21 protein-coding genes are annotated in these 26,372 nt (G+C 51.7%); 14 read left to right on the top strand and 7 right to left on the bottom strand.

Annotated elements, in window-relative coordinates; all coding sequences use genetic code 11:
- Positions 1-32: 32 nt before the first annotated feature.
- Genes ACY1JZ_RS01705 through ACY1JZ_RS01680 form a run of 6 tightly spaced genes read left to right on the top strand, consistent with a single transcriptional unit; the run spans position 33 to position 5,963 of the window.
- Positions 33-896, top strand: coding sequence for a beta-ketoacyl synthase N-terminal-like domain-containing protein (locus ACY1JZ_RS01705; RefSeq protein WP_462627794.1), 864 nt, complete (start codon positions 33-35; stop codon positions 894-896).
- Complete coding sequence (locus ACY1JZ_RS01700; RefSeq protein ID WP_462627793.1) at positions 893-2,152, top strand: beta-ketoacyl synthase N-terminal-like domain-containing protein; 1,260 nt, start codon at positions 893-895, stop codon at positions 2,150-2,152. The genes ACY1JZ_RS01705 and ACY1JZ_RS01700 overlap by 4 nt, the downstream gene beginning before the upstream one ends.
- 12 nt (positions 2,153-2,164) lie before the next feature.
- On the top strand, positions 2,165-2,929 hold the full coding sequence (locus ACY1JZ_RS01695; RefSeq protein ID WP_462627792.1) for an SDR family NAD(P)-dependent oxidoreductase: 765 nt from the start codon (positions 2,165-2,167) through the stop codon (positions 2,927-2,929).
- Between the two features lie 19 nt (positions 2,930-2,948).
- On the top strand, positions 2,949-3,200 hold the full coding sequence (locus ACY1JZ_RS01690; protein ID WP_270168552.1) for an acyl carrier protein: 252 nt from the start codon (positions 2,949-2,951) through the stop codon (positions 3,198-3,200).
- Positions 3,197-4,204, top strand: a complete 1,008-nt coding sequence (locus ACY1JZ_RS01685) for a DUF1702 family protein (protein WP_462627791.1) — start codon at positions 3,197-3,199, stop codon at positions 4,202-4,204. Before ACY1JZ_RS01690 ends, ACY1JZ_RS01685 begins: the two co-directional genes overlap by 4 nt.
- Positions 4,205-4,223: 19 nt before the next feature.
- Positions 4,224-5,963 (top strand): CRTAC1 family protein, encoded by a 1,740-nt coding sequence (locus tag ACY1JZ_RS01680; RefSeq protein WP_462627790.1) that lies wholly within the window; start codon positions 4,224-4,226, stop codon positions 5,961-5,963.
- A 258-nt stretch (positions 5,964-6,221) separates the two neighbouring features.
- Here ACY1JZ_RS01680 and ACY1JZ_RS01675 read toward each other — a convergent pair whose 3' ends face one another.
- Complete coding sequence (locus ACY1JZ_RS01675) at positions 6,222-7,070, bottom strand: SRPBCC family protein (RefSeq protein ID WP_462627789.1); 849 nt, start codon at positions 7,068-7,070, stop codon at positions 6,222-6,224.
- 313 nt (positions 7,071-7,383) lie between these two features.
- Between ACY1JZ_RS01675 and ACY1JZ_RS01670 the strand changes: the two genes are divergently transcribed.
- From ACY1JZ_RS01670 to ACY1JZ_RS01655, 4 genes are all read left to right on the top strand, one after another.
- A complete protein-coding gene (locus ACY1JZ_RS01670; protein WP_462627788.1) occupies positions 7,384-8,187 on the top strand; it encodes an RnfABCDGE type electron transport complex subunit D in 804 nt (267 codons plus the stop codon).
- 31 nt (positions 8,188-8,218) lie between these two features.
- Complete coding sequence (locus ACY1JZ_RS01665; RefSeq protein WP_462627787.1) at positions 8,219-9,109, top strand: YqaJ viral recombinase family nuclease; 891 nt, start codon at positions 8,219-8,221, stop codon at positions 9,107-9,109.
- Between the two features lie 24 nt (positions 9,110-9,133).
- Positions 9,134-9,973: an RnfABCDGE type electron transport complex subunit D gene (locus ACY1JZ_RS01660; RefSeq protein ID WP_270168559.1), complete on the top strand. Its 840-nt coding sequence runs from the start codon at positions 9,134-9,136 to the stop codon at positions 9,971-9,973.
- 66 nt (positions 9,974-10,039) lie between these two features.
- On the top strand, positions 10,040-11,104 hold the full coding sequence (locus ACY1JZ_RS01655) for a hypothetical protein (protein ID WP_462627786.1): 1,065 nt from the start codon (positions 10,040-10,042) through the stop codon (positions 11,102-11,104).
- 242 nt (positions 11,105-11,346) lie between these two features.
- On the opposite strand, the gene ACY1JZ_RS01650 is transcribed toward ACY1JZ_RS01655, so the two are convergent.
- Together ACY1JZ_RS01650 and ACY1JZ_RS01645 are read right to left on the bottom strand one after the other, a co-directional pair.
- Positions 11,347-12,678, bottom strand: coding sequence for a 6-phospho-beta-glucosidase (locus ACY1JZ_RS01650; protein ID WP_462627785.1), 1,332 nt, complete (start codon positions 12,676-12,678; stop codon positions 11,347-11,349).
- On the bottom strand, positions 12,675-13,658 hold the full coding sequence (locus ACY1JZ_RS01645) for an N-acetylglucosamine kinase (protein WP_462627784.1): 984 nt from the start codon (positions 13,656-13,658) through the stop codon (positions 12,675-12,677). The genes ACY1JZ_RS01650 and ACY1JZ_RS01645 overlap by 4 nt, the downstream gene beginning before the upstream one ends.
- A 97-nt stretch (positions 13,659-13,755) precedes the next feature.
- On the opposite strand from ACY1JZ_RS01645, the gene ACY1JZ_RS01640 reads away from it, so the two are divergent.
- Positions 13,756-14,469 (top strand): GntR family transcriptional regulator, encoded by a 714-nt coding sequence (locus ACY1JZ_RS01640; RefSeq protein WP_270168564.1) that lies wholly within the window; start codon positions 13,756-13,758, stop codon positions 14,467-14,469.
- Positions 14,470-14,518: 49 nt separating this feature from the next.
- Here ACY1JZ_RS01640 and ACY1JZ_RS01635 read toward each other — a convergent pair whose 3' ends face one another.
- Together ACY1JZ_RS01635 and ACY1JZ_RS01630 are read right to left on the bottom strand one after the other, a co-directional pair.
- A complete protein-coding gene (locus ACY1JZ_RS01635; RefSeq protein ID WP_462627783.1) occupies positions 14,519-17,077 on the bottom strand; it encodes a hypothetical protein in 2,559 nt (852 codons plus the stop codon).
- 17 nt (positions 17,078-17,094) lie between these two features.
- Positions 17,095-18,651, bottom strand: a complete 1,557-nt coding sequence (locus ACY1JZ_RS01630) for an S-layer homology domain-containing protein (RefSeq protein ID WP_462627782.1) — start codon at positions 18,649-18,651, stop codon at positions 17,095-17,097.
- A gap of 514 nt (positions 18,652-19,165) precedes the next feature.
- Here ACY1JZ_RS01630 and ACY1JZ_RS01625 point away from each other — a divergent pair.
- From ACY1JZ_RS01625 to ACY1JZ_RS01615, 3 genes are all read left to right on the top strand, one after another.
- On the top strand, positions 19,166-20,437 hold the full coding sequence (locus ACY1JZ_RS01625; RefSeq protein WP_462627781.1) for an ABC transporter substrate-binding protein: 1,272 nt from the start codon (positions 19,166-19,168) through the stop codon (positions 20,435-20,437).
- An 82-nt stretch (positions 20,438-20,519) separates the two neighbouring features.
- Positions 20,520-21,398 (top strand): carbohydrate ABC transporter permease, encoded by an 879-nt coding sequence (locus tag ACY1JZ_RS01620; RefSeq protein WP_462627780.1) that lies wholly within the window; start codon positions 20,520-20,522, stop codon positions 21,396-21,398.
- Positions 21,399-21,428: 30 nt separating this feature from the next.
- On the top strand, positions 21,429-22,307 hold the full coding sequence (locus tag ACY1JZ_RS01615; protein ID WP_270168570.1) for a carbohydrate ABC transporter permease: 879 nt from the start codon (positions 21,429-21,431) through the stop codon (positions 22,305-22,307).
- A 277-nt stretch (positions 22,308-22,584) separates the two neighbouring features.
- Here ACY1JZ_RS01615 and ACY1JZ_RS01610 read toward each other — a convergent pair whose 3' ends face one another.
- Entirely contained in the window at positions 22,585-25,020 is a 2,436-nt protein-coding gene (locus ACY1JZ_RS01610; protein ID WP_462627779.1) for a glycoside hydrolase family 94 protein, read from the bottom strand.
- Positions 25,021-25,172: 152 nt separating this feature from the next.
- A complete protein-coding gene (locus tag ACY1JZ_RS01605; RefSeq protein WP_270168572.1) occupies positions 25,173-26,222 on the bottom strand; it encodes a LacI family DNA-binding transcriptional regulator in 1,050 nt (349 codons plus the stop codon).
- Positions 26,223-26,372: the final 150 nt, after the last annotated feature.

Raw genomic sequence — 26,372 nt, 5'->3', positions numbered from 1 at the left:
CAATCCTGAGAGATTCAAAGGAGTAGCAGCGAATGAAAAGAGTAGCAATCACTGGTGTTGGGGCCATTACTCCAGCAGGATTAGGACTCTCCTTTCTTCCTTCTCCAGAAGGGTTTAAAGACTGGGGAAACCACATGCTGCCTGACCTTAATCCAGCCGACTATGGTTGGAAGGGTCTCACCCGTCTATCTCGTATGAGTCAGTATGGTTGCATGGCGATCGGAGAAGCTCTGAAGCATGCGGGTTGGGAGGTAACCCCTGCAAAGATGTCAGAAAGAAGCGATACAGGAATGATCATCGGCACGAGTTATTCCAACCTGGAGCCCATCTTGTCGATGAGGGATGAAGCCGATCGTTATGGAGTGACGGGTGTGAATCCGGCATTATTCCCAGAAACAGTGATGAATGCCATCGGTGGGCACGCATCCATCTATTATCAGATTACGGGCGCCAACATGACCATTTCCGACGGGCCGCTATCTGGCCCGAAATGTCTAGTCTATGCCATCGACTTATTGGATAGGGGGGCTCTGGATTATGTTGTGTGCTGCATGATATCCATTGAGCCGCCTAAAGCATTCGCGGGAGTCGTGCCCCGTGAAGCACGAGGGTCCGAATCGGTCGTTGCATTACTGCTGAGACGAGATACGGAAGCGTCCGCTACAGGCTCGGACATCCTATTAGAATGGAACGAGCCTAACGATGCTTATGATCCATCGGATTCGTTGGTTCTCTCCAGCGATGCGCTGCTGGGTATTGCATCCTCGTATAAGAGGATTGCCTCCGCGAAGCAACCCTCTCAACAACTGGTGATCAGCGGGGAGCAAGAGGGCTACTATCGGGTGCGATTGTATAATCGTTCTCATTCCTGCTCGGGACCGGATGGTACGCTATGAGTAATCGCGATGTTGCCATTACCGGAAGCGGGATGATTGCGTCCGGTGGAGTAGGCTCCGAGCAAGTGTGGCAGTCTATACTCTATCATCCAGCTTCACCCGAATCCAGGGTGTATCAGATGGGGGATGGGAGTGAGCTGGAATATCCTGTCTATCAAGCCCCGAAGGTGAATCCGGGGGATTGGTTAACTCCCTTTCAATGCGAGTGGTGGAAGGAAGAGGGGATCTATGATGACCCGGACTTCACCTTAATGATGGCCGCTGCCCGGATGGCGCTAGAGGATGCAGGCATTCGAGAGTCCGAGCGAGAATCCGTGGCTCTTGTTATCGGTCACGAGAACCTGGGGATGAATCGATTGATCGACGGTATATTAACCAGCACTCATCATGACGGCAATCGTCACCCGCTTCATCCCATTACCCCTTTGTTGGCCTATGAAGCCTACCAGGAAAGATTCTACAAGTTGCAAACATTCCCCTATTTATTTTATTTATCGAAGACATTACATTTAGGCGGAATCGGATATGTAACCAATAATGCATGTGCAACGGGATTATACGCCATGGAGCTGGGGAGTCAACTGATCCGCTCAGGACAAGCCGATATTGTCCTCGTGGTTTGCTCCGACTATGCTCATGTAACCGAGCATTTATGGCTTGCCAATAAAGGGTTCGGTTCAGAGAAACAATCATTACGCCCCTTTGACCTGCATCGGGATGGATCGATTCTGGGAGATGGAGCAGCGGCTGTCGTACTGGAGTCATCTGAGCGTATACAATCAAAGTCGAGCAAGCCCATGTATCGCTATGCCGGATCGGCATTTAAGCAGGACAGGTGGCAAATGACTCTTCCCGATGTGACATCGCATGCCTATTCCCGTGTTATGGAATTGGCGAACAGCCGATGGCTTCGTGCTCCAGTTGATCTGCTGGTACCTCATGGAACGGGGAATACGCTGTGGGATCGCTATGAGGCTATGGAAATTAAGCGAGCGTTCACTGATCTTCCGGCGATTACCGCATTCAAGGGATATATAGGTCATACGCTTGGCGCCAATAGCTTGATCGAGTCGATCCTGCTTCTGAAGTGCCTGGAGCATCAGATTATACCTCGAACGGCCAACTACGAACATTCAGACCCGCAGATTCATCTTCCTATCCTAGCGGACACTGTAGAGAGACCCATAAAACGTGTGATGAAAAGTGTACCTGCTTATGGCGGATTTATTGCTGCCTCAGCATTCGAGCTTCTATAAAGGGGGATACGTATGACCCAAGCACAAGCATACTGGGATTTCCGGGGGAAACGGGCCATAGTAACCGGAGGCTCCCGGGGGATCGGCAGAGCGATAGTCAAGCTTCTTGCAAAATCAGGTGCCGAGGTTGTATTCACGTATAGCAAGGATCATGCTTCAGCGCATCAACTGGAGGAGGAATGCCGGTTTGAAGGGGGCTTGGTATCTGCTAGCTGCTGTGACCATTCCAGCGAAGAGGCGATCGACAGATTTGTAGCTGAAACCGAGTCATTTGTATCCGATGGTTTGCATTTCCTTATTAATAACGTGGGCATTACCAAAGATGGTCCGATGTACAAAATGAATTCAGATCAATGGAATGACGTTATTCAAACGAACCTCGGATCGATGTTCTGGCTAACAAAGCGTCTAATGAGGCCCTTGGCACTCGCAGAAGGTCAGGTCGTCAATATGACCTCTGTTGCAGGTGTGACGGGAATGAGCGGACAGGTCAATTACGCTTCCTCTAAGGCAGGAATTATCGGATTTACCAAATCACTAGCCAAAGAATGGGCGTCATTAGGTATTCGTATTAATGCGGTCGCCCCGGGGTATATAGATACCTCGATGTTAGACAGGTTGCCACCTGGAAAAAAGAATCAGGTTCGGCAGCTATCATTAATGCGAAGAGCAGGCAGACCGGAGGAGATTGCGCAAGTAACAGCCTTTCTCCTCTCTGAAGCAGCTTCCTTTGTCACAGGTCAGATCATCGTTGCAGATGGCGGGCTTACACTATAATGCAGAAGGAGTGAACTCTATGACCAATCATAAGGATGAACTAACGCAACGTGTAATGGAGATAATCGGGGAAATGACCGATCAACAGTTGGATGAACAAGCGCTTGATCGTCCTTTCCACGAATTAGGGGTTGACTCTCTCATGGCGTTAGAGCTAGCGGTATATATCGAGCGGGAGTACAAGGTCAGGCTAGATGAGAGCGAGCTGGCCGAGATTGCCTCGATGCGTCAACTGTTACATATCATTAAGACAAAGAGCATGAAATCATGATACTCATCGGAATGATACTGTTGATTATAATCGCTGTGTTGATGCTGCCCTCGTTATACCTGTCTATGTTTCGTCAACATATCCCGCGAATGCAGCAGCGTTTTCAGAAGGGATATGTCGGGGACATTTACTCCAGGCGCTTCCCACGAATATTGGAAGCCTTCCTTACAGGGAATAACCGTGTACTCAAGCGCTTCTGGAAGGTAGATGAAGTCTATTCTTCGTTAAATAACGATTTCGGTCCATTCTATCGCGGTTTTGCATTTGAAGGGGCAGGGATGGGGTTGGCTGTTCAGGCATCACGGTTCTACGGACGCGCGAAACGTTTTGAGGGGATGATCCACGCGCTCTCCCCTCATTATATTTATCAATATTACGTAGGGCTAGGCTGGTACTTAAATATTCGTTACGGTTACAGGTATAGTGGCTACAAGCGATGGGTTACCAACCTAACTCCCCGTTATGCGTCGATTCTCTTTGACGGTGTCGGATTTCGTGCTGCATTGTTTCGATTGGAGCAGGACCCGCTGATCCATCAGAAGTTTGAGAGATTTCCGTTTAGCTATAGTCGGGTTTGCTATCAAGGGTTTGGCAGAGGGCTATGGTTCGTCAATCGGTTTCAATTGCCCTTGGTCGTCAATGATATTCAACAATTGCCCATGAAGTACCGCAATGATGCTTATAGTGGCCTGGGACTTGCAGTGGCCTATAGTTTTTTCGACAACATGGCTTTTGCTATTCGTGCGGAAAGTCTGATTACGAAACAGCACCGTCCGGCCTTCCGTCAAGGGGTTGCTTTTGGTTGGGAAGCACGCCGGCTTCATGATATAGAGTATTGGGCGGCACAGTTAAGCCGTTATCCTGACACATTATCTGATCAGGCAGAATGGTATATTGCATGTGTGCACCAGGCACGGGAAATGGACGATGAGGAAAGTGGACGAGATCTATATACAGCTTGGATGGATCGGACTCGAGAGCTTCTGGCAGGAGAGATGAACTAATTAAAGGAGGCAGTGCCGCTTGAAACCATACCGAATAACTCTCTTCATACTTTTATTTAGTGTTGTGACCATTCTGTCCGCATGTGGAGGGGGGACGCAGCAAGATTACGGCTTTACGTATAACGACGTTACGGAGACAGCAGGAATCAGCTTTGTACATGAAACCTCAGAGTTCGATCCCAAGCTTGCTCATATGCTTCCGTGGTTTGCTTCTACTGGAGCCGGAGTGGCTGTAGCAGACTTTGATGGAGACGGCTTGATGGATATTTATTTTGCCAATAGTAAACCGGGCAGTATGAATGCTCTATATCGTAACAACGGGGATGGAACGTTTACGGATGTAGCCGCAGAGGCTGGCGTGGCTGATGTCAATCAAGGGGGCGTTACACAAGCCGTATTATGGTTTGATTACGACAATGACGGTTTCCCTGATTTGTTTGTCGGGATGTGGGGCAAGAGCCGTCTATTCCACAATAACAGGGATGGAACGTTTACCGATATTACGGATCAGGCGGGGGCCGGTTATCAAGGCTATGTCAATAAGGTCATCACATTGGATTACAATAAGGATGGTCATCTGGATCTATATTTAGGCACCTATTTCAGGGAAACGGATGATTTGTGGAATTTAACGTCTACGAAGGTGCTGTACGACGATTTTGAACGGGCACGTAATGGAGGACGGAATGTTCTCTTGCGAAATAATGGCGACGGCACATTTACAGATGTGACTAAGGAGCTGGGGGTAGACGATACCGGCTGGACACTGGCCGTTGGAGCTGCGGATCTTGATCATGATGGCTGGCCGGATATTTATGTGGCGAATGATTTTGGGCCAGATACGCTCTATATGAATGAACAGGGGCGTTCCTTCCGAAAGGTTGTGCAAAGCCGTGGTATCGGGGACGATACATTCAAAGGGATGAATGTTGATTTTGCTGATGTGTTCCGTGATGGGAAATTTGTGAATTATGTAAGCAATATCACCAAAGAAAAATACCTGCTGGAAGGAAATCAGCTCTGGCACGAGGATGAGAACGGGGTGTATCGAGACCGTGCGGAGGAAATGGGCGTGAAGCAGTCCGGGTTCTCATGGGGAGCGAGATTTTTCGACGCCAATAACAGCGGTAATATGAGTCTGATGGTGACGAATGGATTTATCTCTGCAAGTAAAAAGAGGGACTATTGGTTTGATATGGGCACACTGGCGACAACTCCGGGCTATGTGGTCGAAGATGCGCGTAACTGGCCAGCCTTCAAGGACAAGAGCATGTCGGGCTATGAAAAGAAGAGCCTGTTCTTGAACGATGGCAAAGGATTCACGAACGTTGCACAGGACGTAGGAATCACATTCGTTGAAGATGGGCGGGGGATTGCTGCGGTAGATTTGTGGAACCGGGGCGTCCTGGATCTTGTATTTGCTAATCAGGGTGGCCAGGCCAGGATGTACAAGGTGAATAACGAAACCGGGAATCACTGGATTAAGCTGCATCTGATTGGTCAAGCCCCAAGTAATCGTGATGCAGTGGGTGCCCGCGTGACCTTCACAGTAAAAGGGATATCGACCGTAATCGAAAGAGATGGTGGGAACAGTCATGGCGGGCAGAGTGACCCCCGTATTCACTTCGGGTTGGGTGATTCAGAGCAAGTAGATTCGATCCGCATCGAATGGCCGAGCGGACGCGTGCAAGAGCTCCACAATGTAAAAGCTGATCTGCAGTTGCAGATCATTGAGGAAACGGAAAGTGGGTCTAAATAGACGTGAGTCTTAGCTATGTTCAAATAGGTACCCAAGAACTGATTGTGCCTGAGGAAATACTGGGCTTCATCATAGAGCGTAACCCGAATGTAACGATTATCGAGCGAAATGTGGAGCTAACTGAATTTCAACGAAGGATGCAGGTCTCAAAGGATGAAGGAACACTCACTTTTGTATAAATAAGATATTATAATGGCTAATAAGTAAGCCCGCGACTCCCTCATGAAGAGAAGGAGTCGCGGGCTTTGCTTCAATAGTTCACGTTGAGGATTTCTGAATACGTTGATTGACCAGTTCCTCTACTGTAACATGCGCCGGGTCGATCATACCGGTAAATTGATCGTCATACGTTAAATGAATGATGGTCTCAAAAGGCTGACCGAGTGCATAATAGTTGACGGGGACGGAGCAATTTTTGCCATAGTAGCTGGAGAGCGCCTTCACCAAGTCATTATAAGTGGGAACCGGCATTCCGCCGATCTGAGTAATAATGATACCATCCCGCAGGCCCGCCTGATGTGCTGGACTGTTGGGATAGACAGTCTTGATATAATTCCCTCGAATCCCTAGCTGTAATAGTCCACTGGCCTGAAGCTGCGCTGTTGTCGCGGTATAGTTGAGAACGCCAAGCCGGGGATAATTAAATATCGCATTGCGTAAATCCAATCCCAGCTCAATTACGGTCTTTAGATGAAATAGAGATTGTCTCCATCCGGTTTCCCCGCATTCCCGCACCCACTGCATCATTTCATCCTCCGTATACCCTTCCACACTAACGGTCACCTTGGTAGTCGACAGGAGCTGCTCAAGCGAAAAGGTCGTTTGGAGTCGATATTCCCACAGCCCTCCGTCAGGCAGGACTACGGAATAATGCTCATCAAAAGCGATGAGCTCATACGGCTTGCACGCTACGCAAACCGCATGATTATGCAGCTCTCCGATCGTAATGTGAACCTGATCCCCATCATGAAACTCGCTGTCTCCAGAAGTAATGGTTACATCACTCAAAAAATGGTTCCACCCGTCAACAGTAGATACAAAGGGCCAAATTTCGGTTGCAGGCGCATCGATATAAACGATGTTCTGCGACCCTGTTGTGCTTGTCATCATCATCACCTCAAATAACAGGGTACGATAAGTAGTGACGATATACTCGGGTAATTTTCTCTAATCTCCACGATTAGATTTACACGAATCATCAATAGTAGCCGAGGCTCTGAGCCTGGCATTTCTTATACTGGATATAGGTTCGATTACGGAGGAGGAAACGAATGAATAGGAAAGAAATCCCGAAGCGTCCGAAGAACACCAACTCCCCAGAGTCTGGCGAAGACAATAAGAAATGCTCTCCCGAGCAAAGGTACTCTTGGCTAAGATGGGATCACCTGGATTACCGTGTTCTCAATAGATCCTTTATATATTGGAATTATTGGAACAAGCGCTGATGATGTGGATATATCGAATTGACCCACGTTACCTCGTATTGCTGTTTTTGTGCAGCTTTGCCGTTGCAGGTCAGGTATTCTTGGGATTCTTTCAAAAGTGGGATGCTATACTTGCCGCAGTCATCGCTGCTGTCGCAGTAGAATTAGTTGTGAACAGAGTAGTAAACAAAAAATGGATTTATCCTCTCAGCTCCGTAATTACAGGTCTTGGTATTAGTCTACTCCTGAGCTCACATCAGGTATGGCCTTATGTTGTAACCTCTATACTCGCCATAAGTATCAAATATATGATTCGTCTGCAGGGAAAGCATTTATTTAATCCCAATAATGTGGCAATGGTCGTTATGTTGTTCTTTTTGCCTCAATATGCGGTGAGCACACCTAAACAGTGGACAAATAGTTATGAAATCATGGTTTTCATATTAATCCTGGGGATCATTGCGGCACATGCGGCCAAGCGGCTGGATACCGTTATGGCCTTCATAATCTCCTTCTCTGTTTTAGCTTATGTGCGACATATAGGGTTTGGTGAGCCGATTTTATTCGCATTTGGTCCACTGCTGGGAGCGTCCTTTCAATTATTTTGTTTCTTTATGATTACCGATCCGAAGACAACCCCTCCAACTCGTATGGCCAGAGTGATATTCGCTAGTTTGATTGCGCTTACCGATGCGATGATGCGTATCCATGAGATTACAAATTCTACATTTTATGCGGCGTTCGTTGTGACCCTTCTTATTGGGGTACCCTATCGGCTATTACGGCACAGGGCACAGTGAATACATACATTACATGAGGAGGACAGCTATAATGCGTGGAAAAGTATTAACAAAAACGCATACACTTACAGCCGAGGAGTGGCTCATGTGGTGGAGAAGCGGCATATCTGGCCATGAAGCCGCTGCAGTATGCGGGGTTGATAAATGGAAGACAGCGCTGGAAGTGTATCTGGATAAAATGAACAGTAGCCCCGAAGGCAAGACTACAGAGGCAATGCATCTCGGCAAGCAAATGAAAACTATGATTGCCCGAGAATTTATGGCACGAACCGGAAAGAGGGTTGTCAGGTGCAACGCGATCTATCAGCATCGAGAGCACCCGTTCATGATCGCAACAATTGACCGATGGCTTGTCGGGGCAAACGAAGGATTGCTGTGTAAGTCGGTTGGCGAATACCGTAAGGACGAATGGAAGGATGGAGTCGTGCCCGAAGCGATTCATCTGCAATGTCAGCATCTGATGGCTGTAAGCGGGGCCAGTAACTGGTGGGTGGCCGTTCTCATTGGTGGCAACAAGCTGCGAACGGTTCGTGTTGACCGTGACGAAGCAGCAATAGAGAAGCTTATTCGTTCAGAGATGTTCTTCTGGCGAGAGCATGTGGAGAAGCGGATTCCTCCTCAACCGGATGGCAGTGATGCCTCCTCCAGGCTGTTAAGAGAGATGTACCCTGCTGCTGTAACAACACCCAAAGCCATTGAATTGCCAGTCGAGGCGCTGCAATGGATTGAACAGTATAAGACGGAGGCCGCTGTAGAGAAGGGGGCTGCTCATCGCAGGCAAGAAGCCGAGAATCAGTTGAAAAATATACTGGGCAGCAGCGAGCTCGGCTATGTGGACAATTATCGAGTCGAGTGGAAGACCATACGCCGTAAAACGGATAAATTAAACGAATATCGCAGATTTTCCATCTATCCAATCTAACATAACAAGCTAGGAGGCAGATGAATGCGCAATGAACGTGAAAAAAAGCTACGACCCGTAATATCCTGGTTGGATTATCGTATTGACCCGAGATTTTTTATCCTGTTGTTTTTATTAAGCTTTGTGGTTGCAGGTCAGGTATACCTTGGGTTCTATCAACAATGGAACGCTGTCTTCACAGCGGTGGGCTGTAGTACAGCAACTGAATTATTGCTGAGTCGAGTAAAATATAAAAGATGGATGTGGCCGATCAGCGGGGTAATTACTGGACTTGGAGTGAGCCTGCTGCTTAGTTCTCATAAGCTCTGGCCTTATGCCTTAGCGGCCGTTTTATCCATTGGCTTAAAGTATGCCATTCGTTTCAAAGGATCGAATATCTTTAATCCAAATAATGTGGCCATGGTGATCCTGTTGTTTTTTCTTCCGCAGTTTGCAGTCAGCACCCCTAAACAATGGACCAATGGCATCGAAATCATGATTGTTATTCTTTGCTTAGGTGTTTTCGCTTGTTATATGGCTAACCGCCTCGATTCCGTCATTGCCTTCTTTGGCAGCTTTGCCCTCTTTGCCTGGATGCGGCATCTGTTTTTTGGAGCTCCCTTATATGCTGCATTTGGACCGATGATGGGGGCCTCCTTACAGCTCTTTACGTTCTTTATGATCACCGATCCGAAATCAACGCCGACAACACGTAAAGCGCGTATGGCATTCGCGGTGTTGATCGCCCTGATTGATGCGATATTCCGCATTAACCGGATTCCGAATCCTCAGTTCTATGCCCTCTTCCTTGCTTGCCTTATTATGATTATTCCTTATCGGATTTGGATCAACCGTAAAATTCAGAACGAGCTGTCCCTTTCATGAATCGTTTATTGACTATCCCCACAAGCGAATTTTTGCCAAGTGAATGGAACAAGGGAGGTAAGCTCATTGACCAAGATCGTTAATCAGATCGTTCCTTACAACGACATTTGGCTAGATTGCTTCAGTAACAATTTAATTTCAACCTTAATCAGTAGAAGTGAGACCTCTAGGATGCTTCCTCTAGCGATGGAGGCTTCATACATAAAAATGCTTACAGATCAACATTATGACTCTGAAAACGATCGAAGGACGATGCTTACAGGCGGTAATCTATTTCCTACCGTAGAATATTCTAGTGATATTATTAAAGATCATTTCGAGATCCGATATAAAGAATATCAAGAATATAAAGAAATCATTGAAAGTCTAAAGTCTAGTCTAGCGGATGGCTTGAGCACATTTTTGATGATAGACCGTTATTTTTATCCGTCGGGAAGAGAAGCGGGGACACTGCATTTGGCTCATTCTGTTTTCATTCTAGGCTACGATGATGATAAGAATATGTTCCATGCAATTGAAGATTGCGTAACCTTAGGCGTCTTGAGCTATTATGACATCCCTTACGAGTCTGTTGAAAGATCTTGTCAGTACTTTTTGAAACAAGGGAAACCCTTATTGCTTACAACGTGTAAGCCTTTGGAGTTACCACTTCATAATATTGCAGAGAACACAAAGGATGCAGCTATAAAAATGATCGCCAATTTATTTGATGAGACTACGTCTTATAATACACAGTACAACCTACATTTTTATTCTGGACTAAAGGCTCTTAGGAAATTTCAAGAGGAAATGGACTATTTATTTACACATTTAAGCGAGATGTCGCTATCTTTTGTAGCCTTATTTCTGTTGCGATTTCCCCAGCTCCATGGGCGAAACCAACAATTAGTCCGTTTTCTGAATGAGAGTGGTTACCTTCACGATTCCGATTATTCAGCACTTGTTGAAAATTATAAGTTGCTACAGCTTCATTGGACTAACTATAAAAATCGAAGTTACTATTTTTTTGAAAAAAGAGGAAGTGTAGCTGGGAAGAATTCAGAATTGATTCTCAGCTTAAGTAAGCGATTGGTTGAAATTATTGAATTGGAATTAGCAACGGCCCAGAAATTTAAAGATGCCATGATCTAGGACGTGTATGCAAACCCGCATAAGAGCATCTATCCTCGCCTTATCGTCCACTGCTGTTGCTTTTCCTAGACGTACCCCCGGTACGCCGCCTGTCCATTCGTGAGTTCCCCTATCGCAACAAAGTAGAGCATCCTCTGAAGCGACGTCGCTTTGGAGGATGCTCTTTCCTTTATGGCTTGGGGAAGCGCCTGAATCTACAACGACTGCCTTCGCACAGTTATTGCTGGTTCAGGCCACACCCCTTATTGTGGACAGGTCGGTTGAAATTGTGGCAAATAGGCCGCGTTCGCTTGCAATAGCTCATCGAGCACGGCCCGCGCGGCCTGCTCGTCACCGACCAGCGGATGGATTGTCAGTGCCTGCAGAGCTTTGCCGTAATCACCATGGACAGCGGCTTCCACCGTTAATTCCTCGTAAGCCTTGACCACTTGCAGCAGTCCGCGTATCTGTGTCGGCAGCGGACGGCTGAGCGAGAGCGGGTGAGGGCCGTCGGACTTGATGACACAATTGACCTCGATGGAGGCATCGTCAGGCAAGCAGGAGATGATGCCGTTGTTGCGGACATTGACCGTCTGCACATCGCCGGTATCGTTGTAGATGGAGCGCATCAGGCGCACGGCGGCTTCGGAATAATAGGCGCCGCCGCGTTGTTCAAGCTGCTTGGGCTTGTGCTTCAGCTCCGGCTGCTTATACAGCTCGAACAGCTCCGCTTCGACGGCCTTCACATCATCCGCGCGCGTCGTTCCTTGCTTCTCCAGCTTGTTCAGCAGCTCCTCCAGCATCTCATTCTTCATATAATAGTAGCGATGATAGGCGCAGGGCAGCGCCCCCAAGGAGCGGATGAAGGACTGATCCCATGCCAGATCGGGAATATTCGTCATGGAGAAGCTCTTGCCATCCGAGAGACGCCCCAGGAAGTCCTTCGTCACATCGATCCCGTCGATAACGACCTTCGTCGTCCAGTTCAGATGGTTGATGCCGGCCATCTCGATGAATAGCTCCTCGGGCTTCCGATTGTACAGCTCGGCAATCTGCATCTTCGTATCGATCGGCAGGTTGCACAAGCCGACGGTACGGATCGGGGAGTACTTCAGCACGGCCTCTGTCACCAGACCGGCCGGATTGGTGAAGTTGATCAGGAAGGCGTGTGGCGCCAGCTCCTCCATCTCCCGGCAGATTTCAAGGATGACAGGAATCGTGCGAAGCGCCTTGGCGAAGCCGCCAGCTCCGGTCGTCTCCTGGCCGATCAGATGATGGGCCAGGGGAATTCGCTCATCCCGCGAACGGGCGTCGAGCATGCCAACACGGATCTGGGTGGTCACGAAGTCCGCGCCGCGTATCGCCGCGCGTCGATCGAAGGTAGGCACGATCCGCATCGGTACACCGCTCTCCTCCACCATCCGCTGGGCGAGCGCGCCGATGATGTTCAGCTTCTCCGCCCCCTCCGGGATGTCGACGAGATACAGCTCGCTTACAGGGAATACGTCATAATAGCGGATCAGTCCTTCAATTAATTCAGGTGTATATGAGGAGCCGCCGCCGATTACTGCGATTTTCAGGCTTTTTTTAGTCATGGCTTATTTGCCTCCAGGTAAGATTCAAATTGGGATAATGTATCCGCTGATGTTTCGATGCCCGCTTGATCCATCGCCGTTAATAGCGCGCCGAACATGGGCGGCAGAACCGGAATCACCGGATAGGCGTTCGGATAAGCGGCATGCACCCGGTCGGTGAGCGCCGAGAGCAGCAGGGGATGACGTCCATGCTGCAGGATACTACCGGTCAGAACGATCGGCACGGGCTGCTGCTTCATCTCGCCCAGCTTGCTCAGGACGGCTACGGCTGCGGTGCCGAGCTCTCGCCCCATATCCTCCAGCAGCTCGATCGCCAGCCAGTCGCCTGCACTTGCCTCCTCATGCACGATCAGCACCAGGGGCAAGGGAGCAGACGGCGGATCAAGCTTCAGATAGTGCTCGACCATATCCGCCATCCGCTCAAAGCCGAGCGCCGCCGGGATGCGCTCCACTAATGTGGTAAGCGGCTCGCGACCCTCCCAAGCGCGAATGGCCCGTCCGAACGCCTGATCGGCCAAGTAATAGCCGCCTGCCCGATCACCGAACAGGGTGCCTGTGCCGCCTACAACGGCGGTTTTGCCGTCCTTGCTGCGGCCGGCCGCATTGGTATTGCTGCCGCATACGAGCACGACGCCGGTATGGTCGGCTGTCGCAATCCGCAAGCCTTCGAACACGTCGCATTCGATCGTATAGGGTGTATGAGGGAGCTGCGCTTCGATCTCGGGACGCAGAATCTCGAAGTCGTGGGGGCGGTCGGCGCCCGCCAGCCCGTAATGGATATAAGTCAGCTCGTGTTCCTCCAGCCCTGCTTGCTCAAGCGCTGCACATAGCGCCTGGCGTATGTTGGCGACCGCTGCCTGGACACCGTTAATCTGATGGTTGCCGCAGCCTGCCCGACCAACGCCCAATACATGTCCCTGTGCATCTGCTATGATCGCTTCCGTCTTGCTGCCTCCTCCATCGACTCCTGCCACAAACACATGCTCATCCCCTTTTGATAATTTGTATAGTTGGTTGTTTATTTTCAAAAATTGGCGTATTATAATACAACAAACTCATAATTAGGAGCATGTTGTCATGACAAAGCGTAGCCATAATTCACTCTACTTCACCATTAAAGAACAATTGCTGAAACAAATTCAAGCCGGCGTCTATGAGGTGGGGCAGAAGCTGCCCACCGAAGCCGATCTCGGTAAAATCTTCAACGCTAGCCGGACAACGATTCGCATGGCGCTCAGCGAGCTGGAGGTGCAAGGCCTCGTGGAGCGGCTGCAAGGCAAAGGCACCTTCGTCAAACGCAAGGAATTGCAGCTCATCCAGTCCCGCAGCTTCGCGGAGGATGTGCTGATGAATGGCCAGGAACCCGCGAGCCAGATTATCGAAGCCAAGGTGGTACCGGCCGAATATCCGCTTCAGGAGCATCTGGGCATCCCGCTGCAGGCGCCGGTCAATCAGCTTATGCGCATCCGCTTCGCCGACGGCGAGCCGCTGCTGTACGAGCGCACGTTCATCCCATGGAGTCTGGCGCCGGGCCTGATCAACGACTATAAGGACGGCTCCCTCTTCGCCTTCCTGGAGAGCCAGTACGGGCATAAGGTTCACCGCTCGGTAGAGCAGCTCAAGCCGATTCTGGCGGACAAGCAAGAGCGCAAGCTGCTCGGCGTCAAGGAAGGCGCGCCCTGCCTGCAGGTACGGACGATTTCCTATCTGGCCGACCAGACGCCGATTGAATACAGCTTCGGCGTGTTCCGCGGCGATTACCCTAGCTACACCATCGAGCGGCATTTCTAATGGATGCAATAGAGGAGGGGAGCCCCTCCTCTATTGTGCACTATGGAATCTACTCCTTGATGATCTCGAAGTAACGACCGAGCCAATAAGGCAAGGTGAAGACTGTACCGGCTTCCATGGAGCCTGTATTATAGTTGTAGTTCGGGTTGGCGCCATTCGTCTGATTGCGGCTCTCGAACGGGTTGCTGTTATGCTTCATGGTTCTGCGCTCATCAGGAGCCAGCGCATAGTTTGTCTGCTTGTTCTCCTCTTTGTCCCGATCCCCAGGCTCAATATACAGCACATCCTGACGATTCCACTGCACATTGAACTCAATCATATATTCGTAGGAGCGATACAAGTATCGTACAGCTGATGCCACATCCACATCTTTCTTGTCGGGATGGGCGAGCTGATACAGGAAGGTATAGAATGGATTTTGCTCTCGCACCTCATTACTGTACCATTGGTCGAATACCTGTACAATCTGCTGATGTCTGGCCGGATTCTCCTCCAGCAATAGCAGGATGTAAGTCGGGAACCAGGCCAGCTCTTCATCCGAATAGTTGATATATTGCGTCCAGTCATTATGGATGGTCGCGTTAGCATTCGTATTGGGCTTGACCAGATTGTCGCGGGTGACGACCGTATTATCGTTATCATTGTAAGCATTGGTTGCTTGACGCACAAGCCGACGGTCGATATACTCCATCGCCATCTGAATGTAGCCCTTGCCGTTCACGAACGGCTCTTCCTTGCTGTAGCTGCTGTCAAAGGCCAGGTCATACGCATCCTTATACCTTTGCAGCGTCTCCGGGTGCGTATTGCCAGTGATATAGATCGCGGTTTTCAAGATCGCCAGGACGTCCAGCGCCTTGAGCGGCCCGTCCTCGTAGCCATAGGACAACGCATCCTCGCCATTCTCATCCACACCCACCTTATGCTGCCACGCTGGCTGCTGCTCCATCACCTTGAGGCCGTCATTGAAATATTTCGCCGACCAGCGCGACCATTGGGTAGACTTGCCTGTTGCATCCTCAATGTAGTAATGATTATCCTTGAGGATCAGCTCTGTCATCCGATGCGTGACTTGCTCAATGTAGCTCTTCATCTCCAGCATGTCAGCGTCCTGGGAGTCGCCGACCAGATACTTGTAGGCGGTAAAGAACAGGGCATAGTGGCCGTCCACCTCGTCTGAGGACGTATCGGCTTTGTAGACGATCTGATTCATATCCACCTTGCCATCCACGATAACTGACGCAGGGAACAGCTCGTTGAAGAATGTCGGGATCTGCTCATACACGGGCGCTGTCAACTGGAACAGCGGCTGGTTGTTGATGCCGGTTGTTTTGTCCTCGGCGGCCATGGCGTTATTCGTCGCCGCGGTGATGACAGGCAACACCTGGTATACGGGCTGTCCGTCAACGACCTCAACGATCGTCTTAATGTCCGTGCCGAGCTTCTGTCCATCGGGGCGTGTCTCATTCAGCGCGTCGATGGCTGCCTGGCTCAAGCCCAGACCGTTATAGTTCATGACATCCGTGCCGCCGCTAGGGAACAAGCGGGAGCCTTTTTTGGTCTGTGCATCCTTCGTCACACGGGCGATGGAATAGCCGATCGGGGTAGCGTCTTCCTTCTTCAAGCTCGGGATAATGCCGTTCGGGTTCACCGCATTGTCGCCTACTACGTTCTGGAACCAGAAGCCGCTCTGATTCTGGAAGCTGTACACGGATCCGGTCTCGTCAATGGTCTGAGCACCATATTCACTCGTTAACATATAGGAGCGGGACGGGAAGCCGTTGCCGCGGCCAGATACATAGCTGAGTACAAGTACAGCCTTCGTAGCACGTACAGCCGCTTGCTTCGCCGCTTGAATTTCTTCGCTCTGCTCCTCAGTCGGATTAGGACCATACTGCTCCTGCAGCGACCTGTACCGGAAAATCTCGCCCATCGCATACATGGACGTCCATAGCCCGTCGTTGTCTGAGGTGGCAGGCACGGAGCTGAATACGCCTGTCGGCGAGTTGTAGTTGATCACGCCGGCTGGAGCACTGCTGTCGTTGAAGCTGAAGCTGGAGGAGGACACCATCCCCCAACGGTCATGCACATTACGAATAATGCGCTCATAATTCTCCGTTTTTTGTTGCAGGGTCATCTTGGGCATCGCGATATGCGTTACTCCGCTTGCCGTGCGAACCCAGATGCCATCGGCGCCATCGCTGGCAAGCCCGGTCACATGGTCATCGCCGCCATACAGATAGCGAGGTCCGGCGAAGTATTGTACGATGTCCCGAGCGTCCTGCTCGGAGAAATGGACGCGCTGCAGTCCGGTCCTGGTACCGATCCAATAGACGCCCGAGCTGTCGCGGAACGCGCTGGTCACATCGCCAATCACGTTCGCAGGCAGGAAGGAGAGGTCCTTCACCTTCTCGATCCACTGAATCTGCGGCAGGGCAGCACCTGCTTTATAATAGGTGACTTGCTTGGTCGGCACTGCTTGAAGTTGAACGGTCGGGTAGCTGGCAGAAGGCAGCTTCGCGGCAAATACGGATGACATCGGCATGGTAGCCAGCATGGAAGCGGCCAGTGTAGCGGTGAGAGCGATGCGATATTTCTTCATCTTAGACATGCCCAATCCCCTTTCTGTTATTGGTAGATATGCGAGACACCAGTTTCGGTTATAACGAATACGCCCTTTGCGCCGTCATCAATCAGCAACAGCACGCCGTTATCCGCCAGGTGCTTATCTGCTGCCGTATAGGACGTCAACGTATTGGAGGTCAAGTCTACCTTGGTTACCCCATCGTTCGTTCCGAGCCACAGTGTCGTCCGCTTCTCATTCAGCACCGAGCTGTTAATATCCCGCATGGAAGGGAAGATCGACGGCTTGACAGTATATTCGTAGTTGACGAAGGTTTTGGCATTGACCAGATCTGGCATCTTCGCGCCCGGACTAGCCGTAGCTGGCTTGTAGGTCGGGTCGTTCAGGAAGACCAGATATTGCTTGACCAGACCTTCGGCGCCTGTGTCGGAGAATTGGCTCTTGACCTGCTCGTGCGTATAGAGCTGCGTGGCTTTCGGTTTCTCTGGTGTATAAACCCAACCGCCCCCGGAGGATGAGCTTCCGTTGCCGTTGCCAGCGCCAGATTCATTCTCCTTACCCGGCTGCGTCTCTTCTTTGCCGATCGTATCGCGCGTCTTCGCCTTGCCGTTCACCAACACGGAGTCAGTCTCGAGGGTCCACTTGCTGACGGAGCTCCCTGTGCCAAGCTCCAACTGAACACCGCTGGAGGCTACAACGATCGAGTCGATGGTTGAAGCGCCTTCAATAACGACCCTTACAGGGCCTTCAGCACGATGGATGATCAGATGGCCGATGGTGCTATCGGTAATCGTAATGCTGTTCACGCCACCGCCATGGACATAGACCGTGCCAGCAATGGCAGACTGACTAATCGCGAAGTTGCCATCGCCAAGTGCTGACGTCAGGTAGAGGCTGCCGGACAGCTTCGCCTGCTGCAGCGCGCCGCCCGCCGTGTTCACGACCAGGTTGCGGCCATTCACATCACTATGGCTGCTGGCATCCTGGATAAGGCCGCCCATGAGATTATGCAGCATCTTGACCGCCTCGGCTCGTGTCAGCGCCTTGAGCGGGTGGAAGCTGCCATCCGCACTGCCTTGGACATAGCCGGCAGCCTTCAATGCGTACACCGCATCCTTGGCCCAAGCGCTGACTTGCGAATCATCTGCGAATAAGTGATCCGCCGTCCCTTCCAACGTGATCCCGAAGGCGCGCGCGGCCATCGTTGCCGCCTCCTGACGGGTGACGGTGCTGAGCGGCTGGAATTGCCCGTTGCCCGTTCCCTTGAGGATGCCCGCTGCGGAAGCCTTGCTAATATCGTCCGCATACCATGCATCGGCAGAGACATCGCTGAAGTGTTCTTGACTCCTTGCGTTGAATTTGAAGATTCGATCCAGCATCGCCGCCATCTCGGCACGGGTCACATTGCGCCCGGGCTGAAGCTCGCCCTTCTCATTTCCCTTCAGCAGCCCCGCTGCTTGCCAATACGTCAATTCCGCTGACGCCCATTCCGGCAATTGCTCCGCTGCGGTCGTCTCCGCCGCCGATACCGCAGAATACATCGTGCTGATCAGCATCACGGCTGCCAGCATGGCGATCATGCGCCTCCATTGCATGAACATGTTTATGCCTCCCTTGTTTGTCTCACTTCGTCTGTGCTTGCCATCATGCGAGCTTCGCCATCTAATAAGAAACAAGCTGCCCCATAGCCCTCCCTTATCTTAGTATCCTGTCATGTCACCCCTAATTTGTAGTAACATATACGTGTATTTTATTTTTAATAATAACAAGTTGTCAATCTATTTATTTTTTATGGAAGATTAATGTGAACTTTTTCCATGGATTCTATAAAATATAACCGGGGATCAAGCAGGATCATTAGAGGTTGAAGAGAGGTTTCATTCCATGAAAATCAATGATTGCGCTATCATCGAAAAAATTCATTGACACCTTGATAACCTACGCCCTAATATAAGAGATAAGTTGTTACTACAAATAGATAGTTGTTATCTAAGAAATGGTTTGGAGGCGAGTGGGGGGCGTAGTAGCTTAGACATCCCTAAGGGGGAGCTAGGCAGCAGCATGAATCGGGTTGCCTGTAATGTGGCGGCACCACACGAATAAGGAGTGTTGTAGATGAAGAAGGGGCTAGCGGGATTGGTTTCACTGATCGTGGTCGTCACCTCAGTGACAGGATGCAGCGGCGGAGGTACGGCTGAAGGCGGGGAGAAGGTTCTGCGGATCGCGATGGGCTCACCTGGTGAAGCATTGATCAAAGTATGGGAAGGGATCGCCGACGAATTCGAAAGTCAACATCCAGGAATGCGGGTTGAATTCACCTATCAGGATGATGATACGTATCAAACGATTGGCCTGCCGAATCTGCTGGGCGGCAAGACACCCCCGGACCTTTATTTCGAGTGGGCGGGCGAACGGTTGAATACCCGCATCAAGGACGGGTTCGCTGCCGATATTACAGAGCAGCTTCAGCAATCTGGTCTCGGGGAGATGTTCGAAGAGGGCAGCTTCAACGGGATGAAGGTGGACGGCAAGACGTATATGGTGCCTACGGCAGGAGATGTGACCAACGTTATCTTCTATAATAAGAGCATTTTCGATTCCCTTCAATTGTCGGCGCCGACGACCTGGGAGGAATTCCTGAATGTCGCAGAGACCGTCAAAAACGCCGGCATCACCCCGATTACAATCGGTAACCTGGATCTGTGGACAGCCGGCAACTGGGTTGGACATATTATCTCTCGCGTCGTTGGCGAGCAAGCGTACAGCGATGCCCTGCAATTGGAGCAGCCGTTCCTGACCGATGATTTCATCAAGGCGTACAGCCTCGTTCAGAATCTCTGGGATAAAGGCTACGTGAACAACAACGTGAATGCAATCGCTGATAATGAATCCGATATGCTCTTCCTCACGGGCAAAGCAGCCATGCACCCGATCGGCAGTTGGCTCGTCTCGGAGGCGGCAGCACAGGCTCCGAATCTGGAGCTCGGCTACTTCAACACACCTCCGATTGCCGGGGGCAAGGGGAATCAGGAGAGCGTCATCGGCGTGCTGAATGGCATGGTTGTGAACAAAAAATCGGCGCTGATTGATGAAGCCATCGACTTCATGAAGCTCTACAGCTCGGATGCGTCGTCGGCCAAGCTGTCGGCTGCAGGTGCGGTGCCGATGACCAAGACCGGACTTGATCGTGACAACACCTCCCCGATTTCCGTCAGCCTGAACGACCTGATGCAGGACGCGCCGGTGGTGGTGTCCCCGCCGGATACAGGCTACTCGATTGAGGTGGCCAATGCGCTGAATATGGCGACGTCCCAGGTCATCGGAGGTGCCAAGACGCCGGAGGAAGCCTTGAAGGAGCTTGAGAAAACGATCGCTCCGTTGAAATAAATCCGTTCAGGAGAGGCCGCAGCCAGTCTGCTTCCCGCTGGTCTTCGGCCTGCTTCCCTATTACGCAACAGGAGGCAACGAAATGTCTTTGCGCAAATTATCGCCTTACCTATTTGTCACGCCTGCTGTCCTTATCTTTGCGTTCACCATTCTGGCGCCGATCGTGATGACGTTTGTCTTCAGCTTTTTCGATTGGAATGGGTACGGCGACATGTCCTTTACGGGCATCGACAATTATACACGCGCCTTCAATGACAGCATTTACTTGAATTCCTATACCCATATTTTGATCTATATTGCAGTTACGGTCGTGGTCGAGGTGTTGGTTGGTCTGGGGCTCGCCGGGTTGATCACGATGGGACGCAAGGGGAGCAGCTTGTTCCGCGTCGCCCTGTTTACACCGGTCATGCTGCCTATGATCGTCGTCTCGTATCTGTGGCGCTTCGTATATAATTCCGACTTCGGATTGATTAATACGGTGCTGCGATTCATCGGGCTGGAGAGCTGGGCGCAAGTATGGCTCGGCAATCCCAACACGGCGCTCCTGGCGATCTGTGTGGTGTCTGGCTGGGTCTATGCCGGGTTCTATATGACGATCTTCTATACCGGCATCTCGCGAATCTCCAAAGAAATCTATGAATCGGCTTATCTGGATGGGGCAAATGAAGGGACGATATTTTTCCGTATCAAGGTGCCGATGATTCGCAGTCTGGTCGATACAGCGATCATGCTCTGCGTCTTGACTGGCTTCCAGTCCTTTGACCTCTTCTATGTCATGACCAATGGCGGTCCGTACAATGCGACAGAAATCGTGCCGACCTACCTCGTCAAGGTGGTGTTCAGCCACATGAGTATTGGCTATGGCTCGGCGCTGGCCGTTATTCTGACCGTCGTCATCGCTGCGATCGGGCTGCTGGCTGGCAAGCTGAAGAGCAGAGGAAGCAACTCGCTCGAATATTAAATTGACTAAGAACTGTCTGGAGGTGCCTTTGTGTCGAGTGCTGCCTTAAAGCTGCAAGAGTCCAATCGGAATTATGAGATCGCTTCCCGCAAGCAGAGGCGAGCCCGTATTGTGTATTATCTCGTGATGATTATGATCTCGCTGGGAACCTTCTATCCGCTGATCTGGCTGCTGCTGTCCTCGTTCCGGGAGAACATCGACATCTTCTCCACGCCCTTTGCCCTGCCGGAGCGCATCAACTTTCAGAACTGGGTGGATGCCTGGCAGATAGGCAATATGAGCACCTACGCGACCAATAGTGTGATCGTGACTTCACTGACGCTGGTGGGCATCCTGCTGTTCGCCAGCATGGCGGCCTTCGCCTTCAGCAAGCTGCGCTTCCGCGGCAGCGGGTTCATGCTGCTGCTGTTTGTCTTCGGGCTGTTCATGCCGCTGCAATCGTTCTTCATTGCCCAGAGCTATATGTTCGAGCAGCTTAATCTGAAGGATACGCATCTGGGGCTGATCCTGCCGTACATTGGCGTCGGTCTGCCGCTGGCCATCTTCCTGCTGAAGGCGTATTTGGATTCCATCCCGAAGGAGCTGATCGAGGCTGCCCGGATGGATGGCTGCAACGACTGGATCTTGTTCCAGAAGATCGTGTTCCCGCTGCTGCTGCCTTCGCTTGCGACCGTCGGCATCTTCTCTGCGCTGAACACCTGGAATGAGCTGCTGCTCGCCATGCTCTACATTCAGAATGATGCGTTGAAGACGATTCCTGTCGGCCTGCTGGCCTTCTCCAGCCGCTACATGACCGACTACAAGCTGCTGTTCTCGGCGCTGGCGCTCATTACGCTTCCTATGATCGTGCTGTATATTTTCTTCCATCGGTATATCGTGGCCGGGTTGACAGAGGGCGCGGTCAAATAGAGCGGGGGTCTCCCTCGTTGACGTGCTTGTGTTGGCATAGACCAGCCGCGTGACGGGGAGCTTCAGCTTAATGAAGCTATAGCTTGAATAGGGTATCTGGCGCTGCTTACTTACGTGAATCAACGAAAATAACCCGCCCAGGTTAGCGCCATGGGAACGGGTTATATTCTGGAATTAGCTGGAGGTTTACCATTCAAGAGATTGTGCAGGGAGAGCGTTGGCGCGCTCTCCTTAGTTCTATTGTAAGCAAGAACATGCCGACCGCCACTACTACAGGTTAGCCCAATACCACCTCAACCTGATACGTGCCGCCACTGCCGGATACCGGAATGGTGTTGCCCTCTAGCAGCTTGCCGTCTACCTTGAGGGACGCGACACCCTTGGACACGCCGCTTGGGTTGGAGATTGTGATGTTGAACGTGTTGCCGCGGAATTCGCGGACGATCGAGAAGCCGCTCCATGCCTTCGGTATGCACGGATCGATCCGCAAGCCGTCGAAGTCGGCCTGAATGCCGAGGATGGACTGCGTGATCGCGATATAGTTCCAGGCCGCCGTTCCCGTCAGCCAGGAATTCTTCGCCTCGCCGTGGCGCACCGCGTCCCGTCCAGCAATCATCTGTGCATAGACGTAGGGCTCCATGCGGTGAATCTCGCTGATGTCCTCCAGGTAGGCCGGAGCGATCTTGCGATACAGCTCGAACGCGCGATCCCCGTTGCCCAGCACCGTCTCGGCGATCATGATCCACGGATTGTTGTGGCAGAATATGCCTGCATTTTCCTTGTAGCCTGGCGGGTAGGACGAGATTTCGCCCAGGTTGAGATAGTACTTGGAATACGGAGGCGTCTGCAAAATAATGCCGTAATCCGTCTCCAGATGCTCCTCGACCGACTGCAGTGCCTTGGCGGCAAGCCCCTCCTCGACGCCGATGCCAGCCATGACGCAGAAGCCTTGCGGCTCGATGAAGATTTTGCCTTCCGCGTTCTCCTTGCTGCCGACCTTGTTGCCGTAGTGGTCGTAGGCGCGGAGGAACCAGTCGCCGTCGAAGCCATGCTCCAGCGTCGTCCTTCTCATCGCTTCGATGTGCGCGCGTGCCTCCTCAGCCTCTTCATGAAGTCCGCGACGCTTGCACAGCTCCACATAGTCTGGCCCGACGAACACGAACAGTCCGGCGATGAAGACGGATTCCGCTACGCGCCCTTCGATATTTGCCGTCGTCTGGAAGCTTTCGCCTGGCTCCTTGGAGAAGCAGTTCAGGTTAAGGCAGTCGTTCCAGTCGGCGCGTCCGATCAATGGCAGGCCATGCGGCCCCAGGTTATGGATGACATGGAAGAAGGAGCGCTTCAAATGCTCAAACAATGTAGCCGTATTGTTCGGATTGCTGTCGAATGGCACCTGCTCGTCGAGGATGCTGTAATCTCCGCTTTCCTTAATATAGGCGGCTGTGCCGAGAATGAGCCATAGCGGATCGTCGTTAAAGCCGCTGCCGACCTCGTTATTGCCTTTCTTGGTGAGCGGCTGGTATTGATGGTAGGCGCTGCCGTCCTCGAATTGGGTAGAGGCGATGTCGATGATGCGTTCACGCGCGCGTTCTGGAATCTGATGGACGAAGCCGAGCAGATCCTGGTTGGAGTCGCGGAAGCCCATGCCGCGCCCGATGCCCGATTCGAAGTAGGAGGCGGAACGGGACATGTTGAACGTGACCATGCACTGATACGGATTCCAGATGTTGACCATCCGATTCAGCTTGTCGTCTGGCCCGTTCAGCGTGTACTTGGATAGCAAGCCGTCCCAATAGGAGGCGAGTGCGGCCATCGCTTCATTCACGCCTTCATCGGTGGCGAATTGGTCGATCATCGCTTGGGCTCTGGATTTGTTGATGACGCCTGGCGACTCCCACTTCTCATCCTCCGGGTTCTCCACATAGCCGAGCACGAAGACGAAGGTCTTCTCCTCGCCGGGCTGGAGTCTGATGTTGATGCCATGGGAGGCAATCGGCGACCAGCCGCTAGCTACCGAATTGGCGGATCGACCCTCTGCTACAACAGCAGGCGTATCCAGCCCGTTATAGGCGCCCAGGAAGCTGTCGCGGTCCGTGTCGAAGCCATCGATCTCCGTATTGACGGAGTAGAAGGCATAGTGGTCGCGGCGCTCGCGGTATTCGGTCTTATGATAAATGACCGACCCCTTGATCTCGACCTCGCCCGTGCTCAGGTTGCGCTGGAAGTTGGTCATGTCGTCATTGGCGTTCCACAGACAGAATTCGATAAAGGAGAACAGCCGCGCTTCCTTCGGCGCGTTGGATACGTTGGATACGGTCAGTTGATGAACCTCTCCGGTAAAGCCGAGCGGGACGAATTGGAGCTGCTTGACGCGCAGACCGTTGCGTTCCCCTGTAATGGAGGTGTACCCGAGGCCGTGGCGACATTCATAGAAATCCAGCTCGCGCTTGACCGGCATCCAGCCCGGTGTCCAGTAATCGCCTTGATCATGAATATAATAATAGCGTCCGCCGTTGTCGAGCGGGATATTGTTGTAACGGTAACGGGTCAGGCGTCTTAGTCTCGCATCACGATAGAAGCAATAGCCGCCGCCCGTATTGGACACCAGGCCGAAGAACTGCTCCGAGCCGAGGTAGTTGATCCAGGGGTAAGGCGTCTTGGGCGTATCAATGACATATTCCTTGCGGGCATCATCAAAGTGACCGAATTTCATACGTATCCTTCTCCTTTAGTGGGTTATGAACGCGCGTTTACGAATAGGTGGAGGGAGTTCTTCATCCGTTCATGTCCGCGAAGTCTGCCAGACTGCGCGGGGATGAAGACTCAGGAATGCAGACTTGAGTATGCAGGCTATAGCTGTCCAGGCTATAGCTGTCTGCAGGAATCCCGCACGATAAGCGGGGCCGGGAAGCTGACCGTACTGAAGGCGGTGACCGTCTGCTCGCAGAGAGCGACGACCTTATGCACCGCTTCCCTGGACATGTCATCGATCGGCATTCGCACGGTGGACAGCTTGGGAACAAGCTGTGTCGCGATCGGGCCGTCATCGAATCCGACGATGGAAATATCTCCGGGAATGGAGAGGCCGAATTCGTGGAACGCCTCGTAGGCCGCGGCTGCCATGTCGTCATTCGCTGCGAAAAAAGCGGTAGGCAGCTCCTGCCCGGATGCCAGCAGGCCCTTGACCTCATGGTAGGCGTTATGCTTGAGAAACTCGCCATTCAAAATGTAATGCGGCTCCAGCGGCAGACCGTGGCTGTGCAGCACGGCTTCGTAGGCATTATACCGCTCGGAGCCGGAGAATGTGCTGACGGAGCCATTGATCATGCCGATGGTACGATGACCGAGCGCGATCAGATGCTCGACCGCCGCGACCGCCCCATCGTAATCCTTGGAATTAATGACGGATACATTGCTTCGATCCAGACGATGCTGGATGATCTCTCCGATGTCATAATCAATCAGAACGATCGGCGCATCCAGGCTGACCAGCTCGCGGATGACATCGACCTGCTTGCGGGTGCCGACCAGAATTGCGCCGTCGATCCTTTTTTGCAGGCAGGCCTGCTTGACCTTCTGGTAATCCTCCAGAGCATACAGCGTATGAATGAGCACATAATAGCCCAGCGAGTTAGCTGTATCCACCACCGATTCCACAAAGGGCGCAAAATAATTGTTCCGGTAAATTCGATTCCCGGCGGTCTTCTCCGCTGTGCTCACGACAAATAAGCCGATGGTGTTCGTCGCCTTGCCAGCTAATGCTCTGGCATAGCTATTCGGCTGGTACTGATGCTGCTCGATGACCTTGAGCACCTTGTCCCGCGTTGCCGGGGGCACATTGGGGTAATTATTGATGACCCTGGAGACCGTGCTGCGTGACACGCCCGCCAATCTTGCAATATCTTCGCTGCGCATAATGCTTCCTCCTGTTTGTGTGAACGCGCGTTTACACCTTGATTGTAAAATAAAACCAAGGTGCATGCAAGCATTTTCCATAAATGTTCATGAAGCTGTTATAATGACGGCGATCGGTGTTGGAACGGCTCCACAAATGAGGTACAATAA

The sequence above is a fragment of the Paenibacillus sp. J5 genome, from assembly GCF_054955055.1.
The sequence above is the reverse complement of the archived record's forward strand: the minus strand, read 5'-3'. Positions and strand labels throughout refer to the sequence as shown.

Bases quoted from the DNA above. Each gene is read 5' to 3' on its own strand.
- ACY1JZ_RS01705 (WP_462627794.1), top strand. From the start codon at position 33: ATGAAAAGAGTAGCAATCACTGGTGTTGGGGCCATTACTCCAGCAGGA.
- ACY1JZ_RS01700 (WP_462627793.1), top strand. From the start codon at position 893: ATGAGTAATCGCGATGTTGCCATTACCGGAAGCGGGATGATTGCGTCC.
- ACY1JZ_RS01695 (WP_462627792.1), top strand. From the start codon at position 2,165: ATGACCCAAGCACAAGCATACTGGGATTTCCGGGGGAAACGGGCCATA.
- ACY1JZ_RS01690 (WP_270168552.1), top strand. From the start codon at position 2,949: ATGACCAATCATAAGGATGAACTAACGCAACGTGTAATGGAGATAATC.
- ACY1JZ_RS01685 (WP_462627791.1), top strand. From the start codon at position 3,197: ATGATACTCATCGGAATGATACTGTTGATTATAATCGCTGTGTTGATG.
- ACY1JZ_RS01675 (WP_462627789.1), bottom strand. From the start codon at position 7,070: ATGACAAGCACAACAGGGTCGCAGAACATCGTTTATATCGATGCGCCT.
- ACY1JZ_RS01665 (WP_462627787.1), top strand. From the start codon at position 8,219: ATGCGTGGAAAAGTATTAACAAAAACGCATACACTTACAGCCGAGGAG.
- ACY1JZ_RS01660 (WP_270168559.1), top strand. From the start codon at position 9,134: ATGCGCAATGAACGTGAAAAAAAGCTACGACCCGTAATATCCTGGTTG.
- ACY1JZ_RS01650 (WP_462627785.1), bottom strand. From the start codon at position 12,678: ATGACTAAAAAAAGCCTGAAAATCGCAGTAATCGGCGGCGGCTCCTCA.
- ACY1JZ_RS01640 (WP_270168564.1), top strand. From the start codon at position 13,756: ATGACAAAGCGTAGCCATAATTCACTCTACTTCACCATTAAAGAACAA.
- ACY1JZ_RS01635 (WP_462627783.1), bottom strand. From the start codon at position 17,077: ATGTCTAAGATGAAGAAATATCGCATCGCTCTCACCGCTACACTGGCC.
- ACY1JZ_RS01630 (WP_462627782.1), bottom strand. From the start codon at position 18,651: ATGTTCATGCAATGGAGGCGCATGATCGCCATGCTGGCAGCCGTGATG.
- ACY1JZ_RS01625 (WP_462627781.1), top strand. From the start codon at position 19,166: ATGAAGAAGGGGCTAGCGGGATTGGTTTCACTGATCGTGGTCGTCACC.
- ACY1JZ_RS01620 (WP_462627780.1), top strand. From the start codon at position 20,520: ATGTCTTTGCGCAAATTATCGCCTTACCTATTTGTCACGCCTGCTGTC.
- ACY1JZ_RS01610 (WP_462627779.1), bottom strand. From the start codon at position 25,020: ATGAAATTCGGTCACTTTGATGATGCCCGCAAGGAATATGTCATTGAT.
- ACY1JZ_RS01605 (WP_270168572.1), bottom strand. From the start codon at position 26,222: ATGCGCAGCGAAGATATTGCAAGATTGGCGGGCGTGTCACGCAGCACG.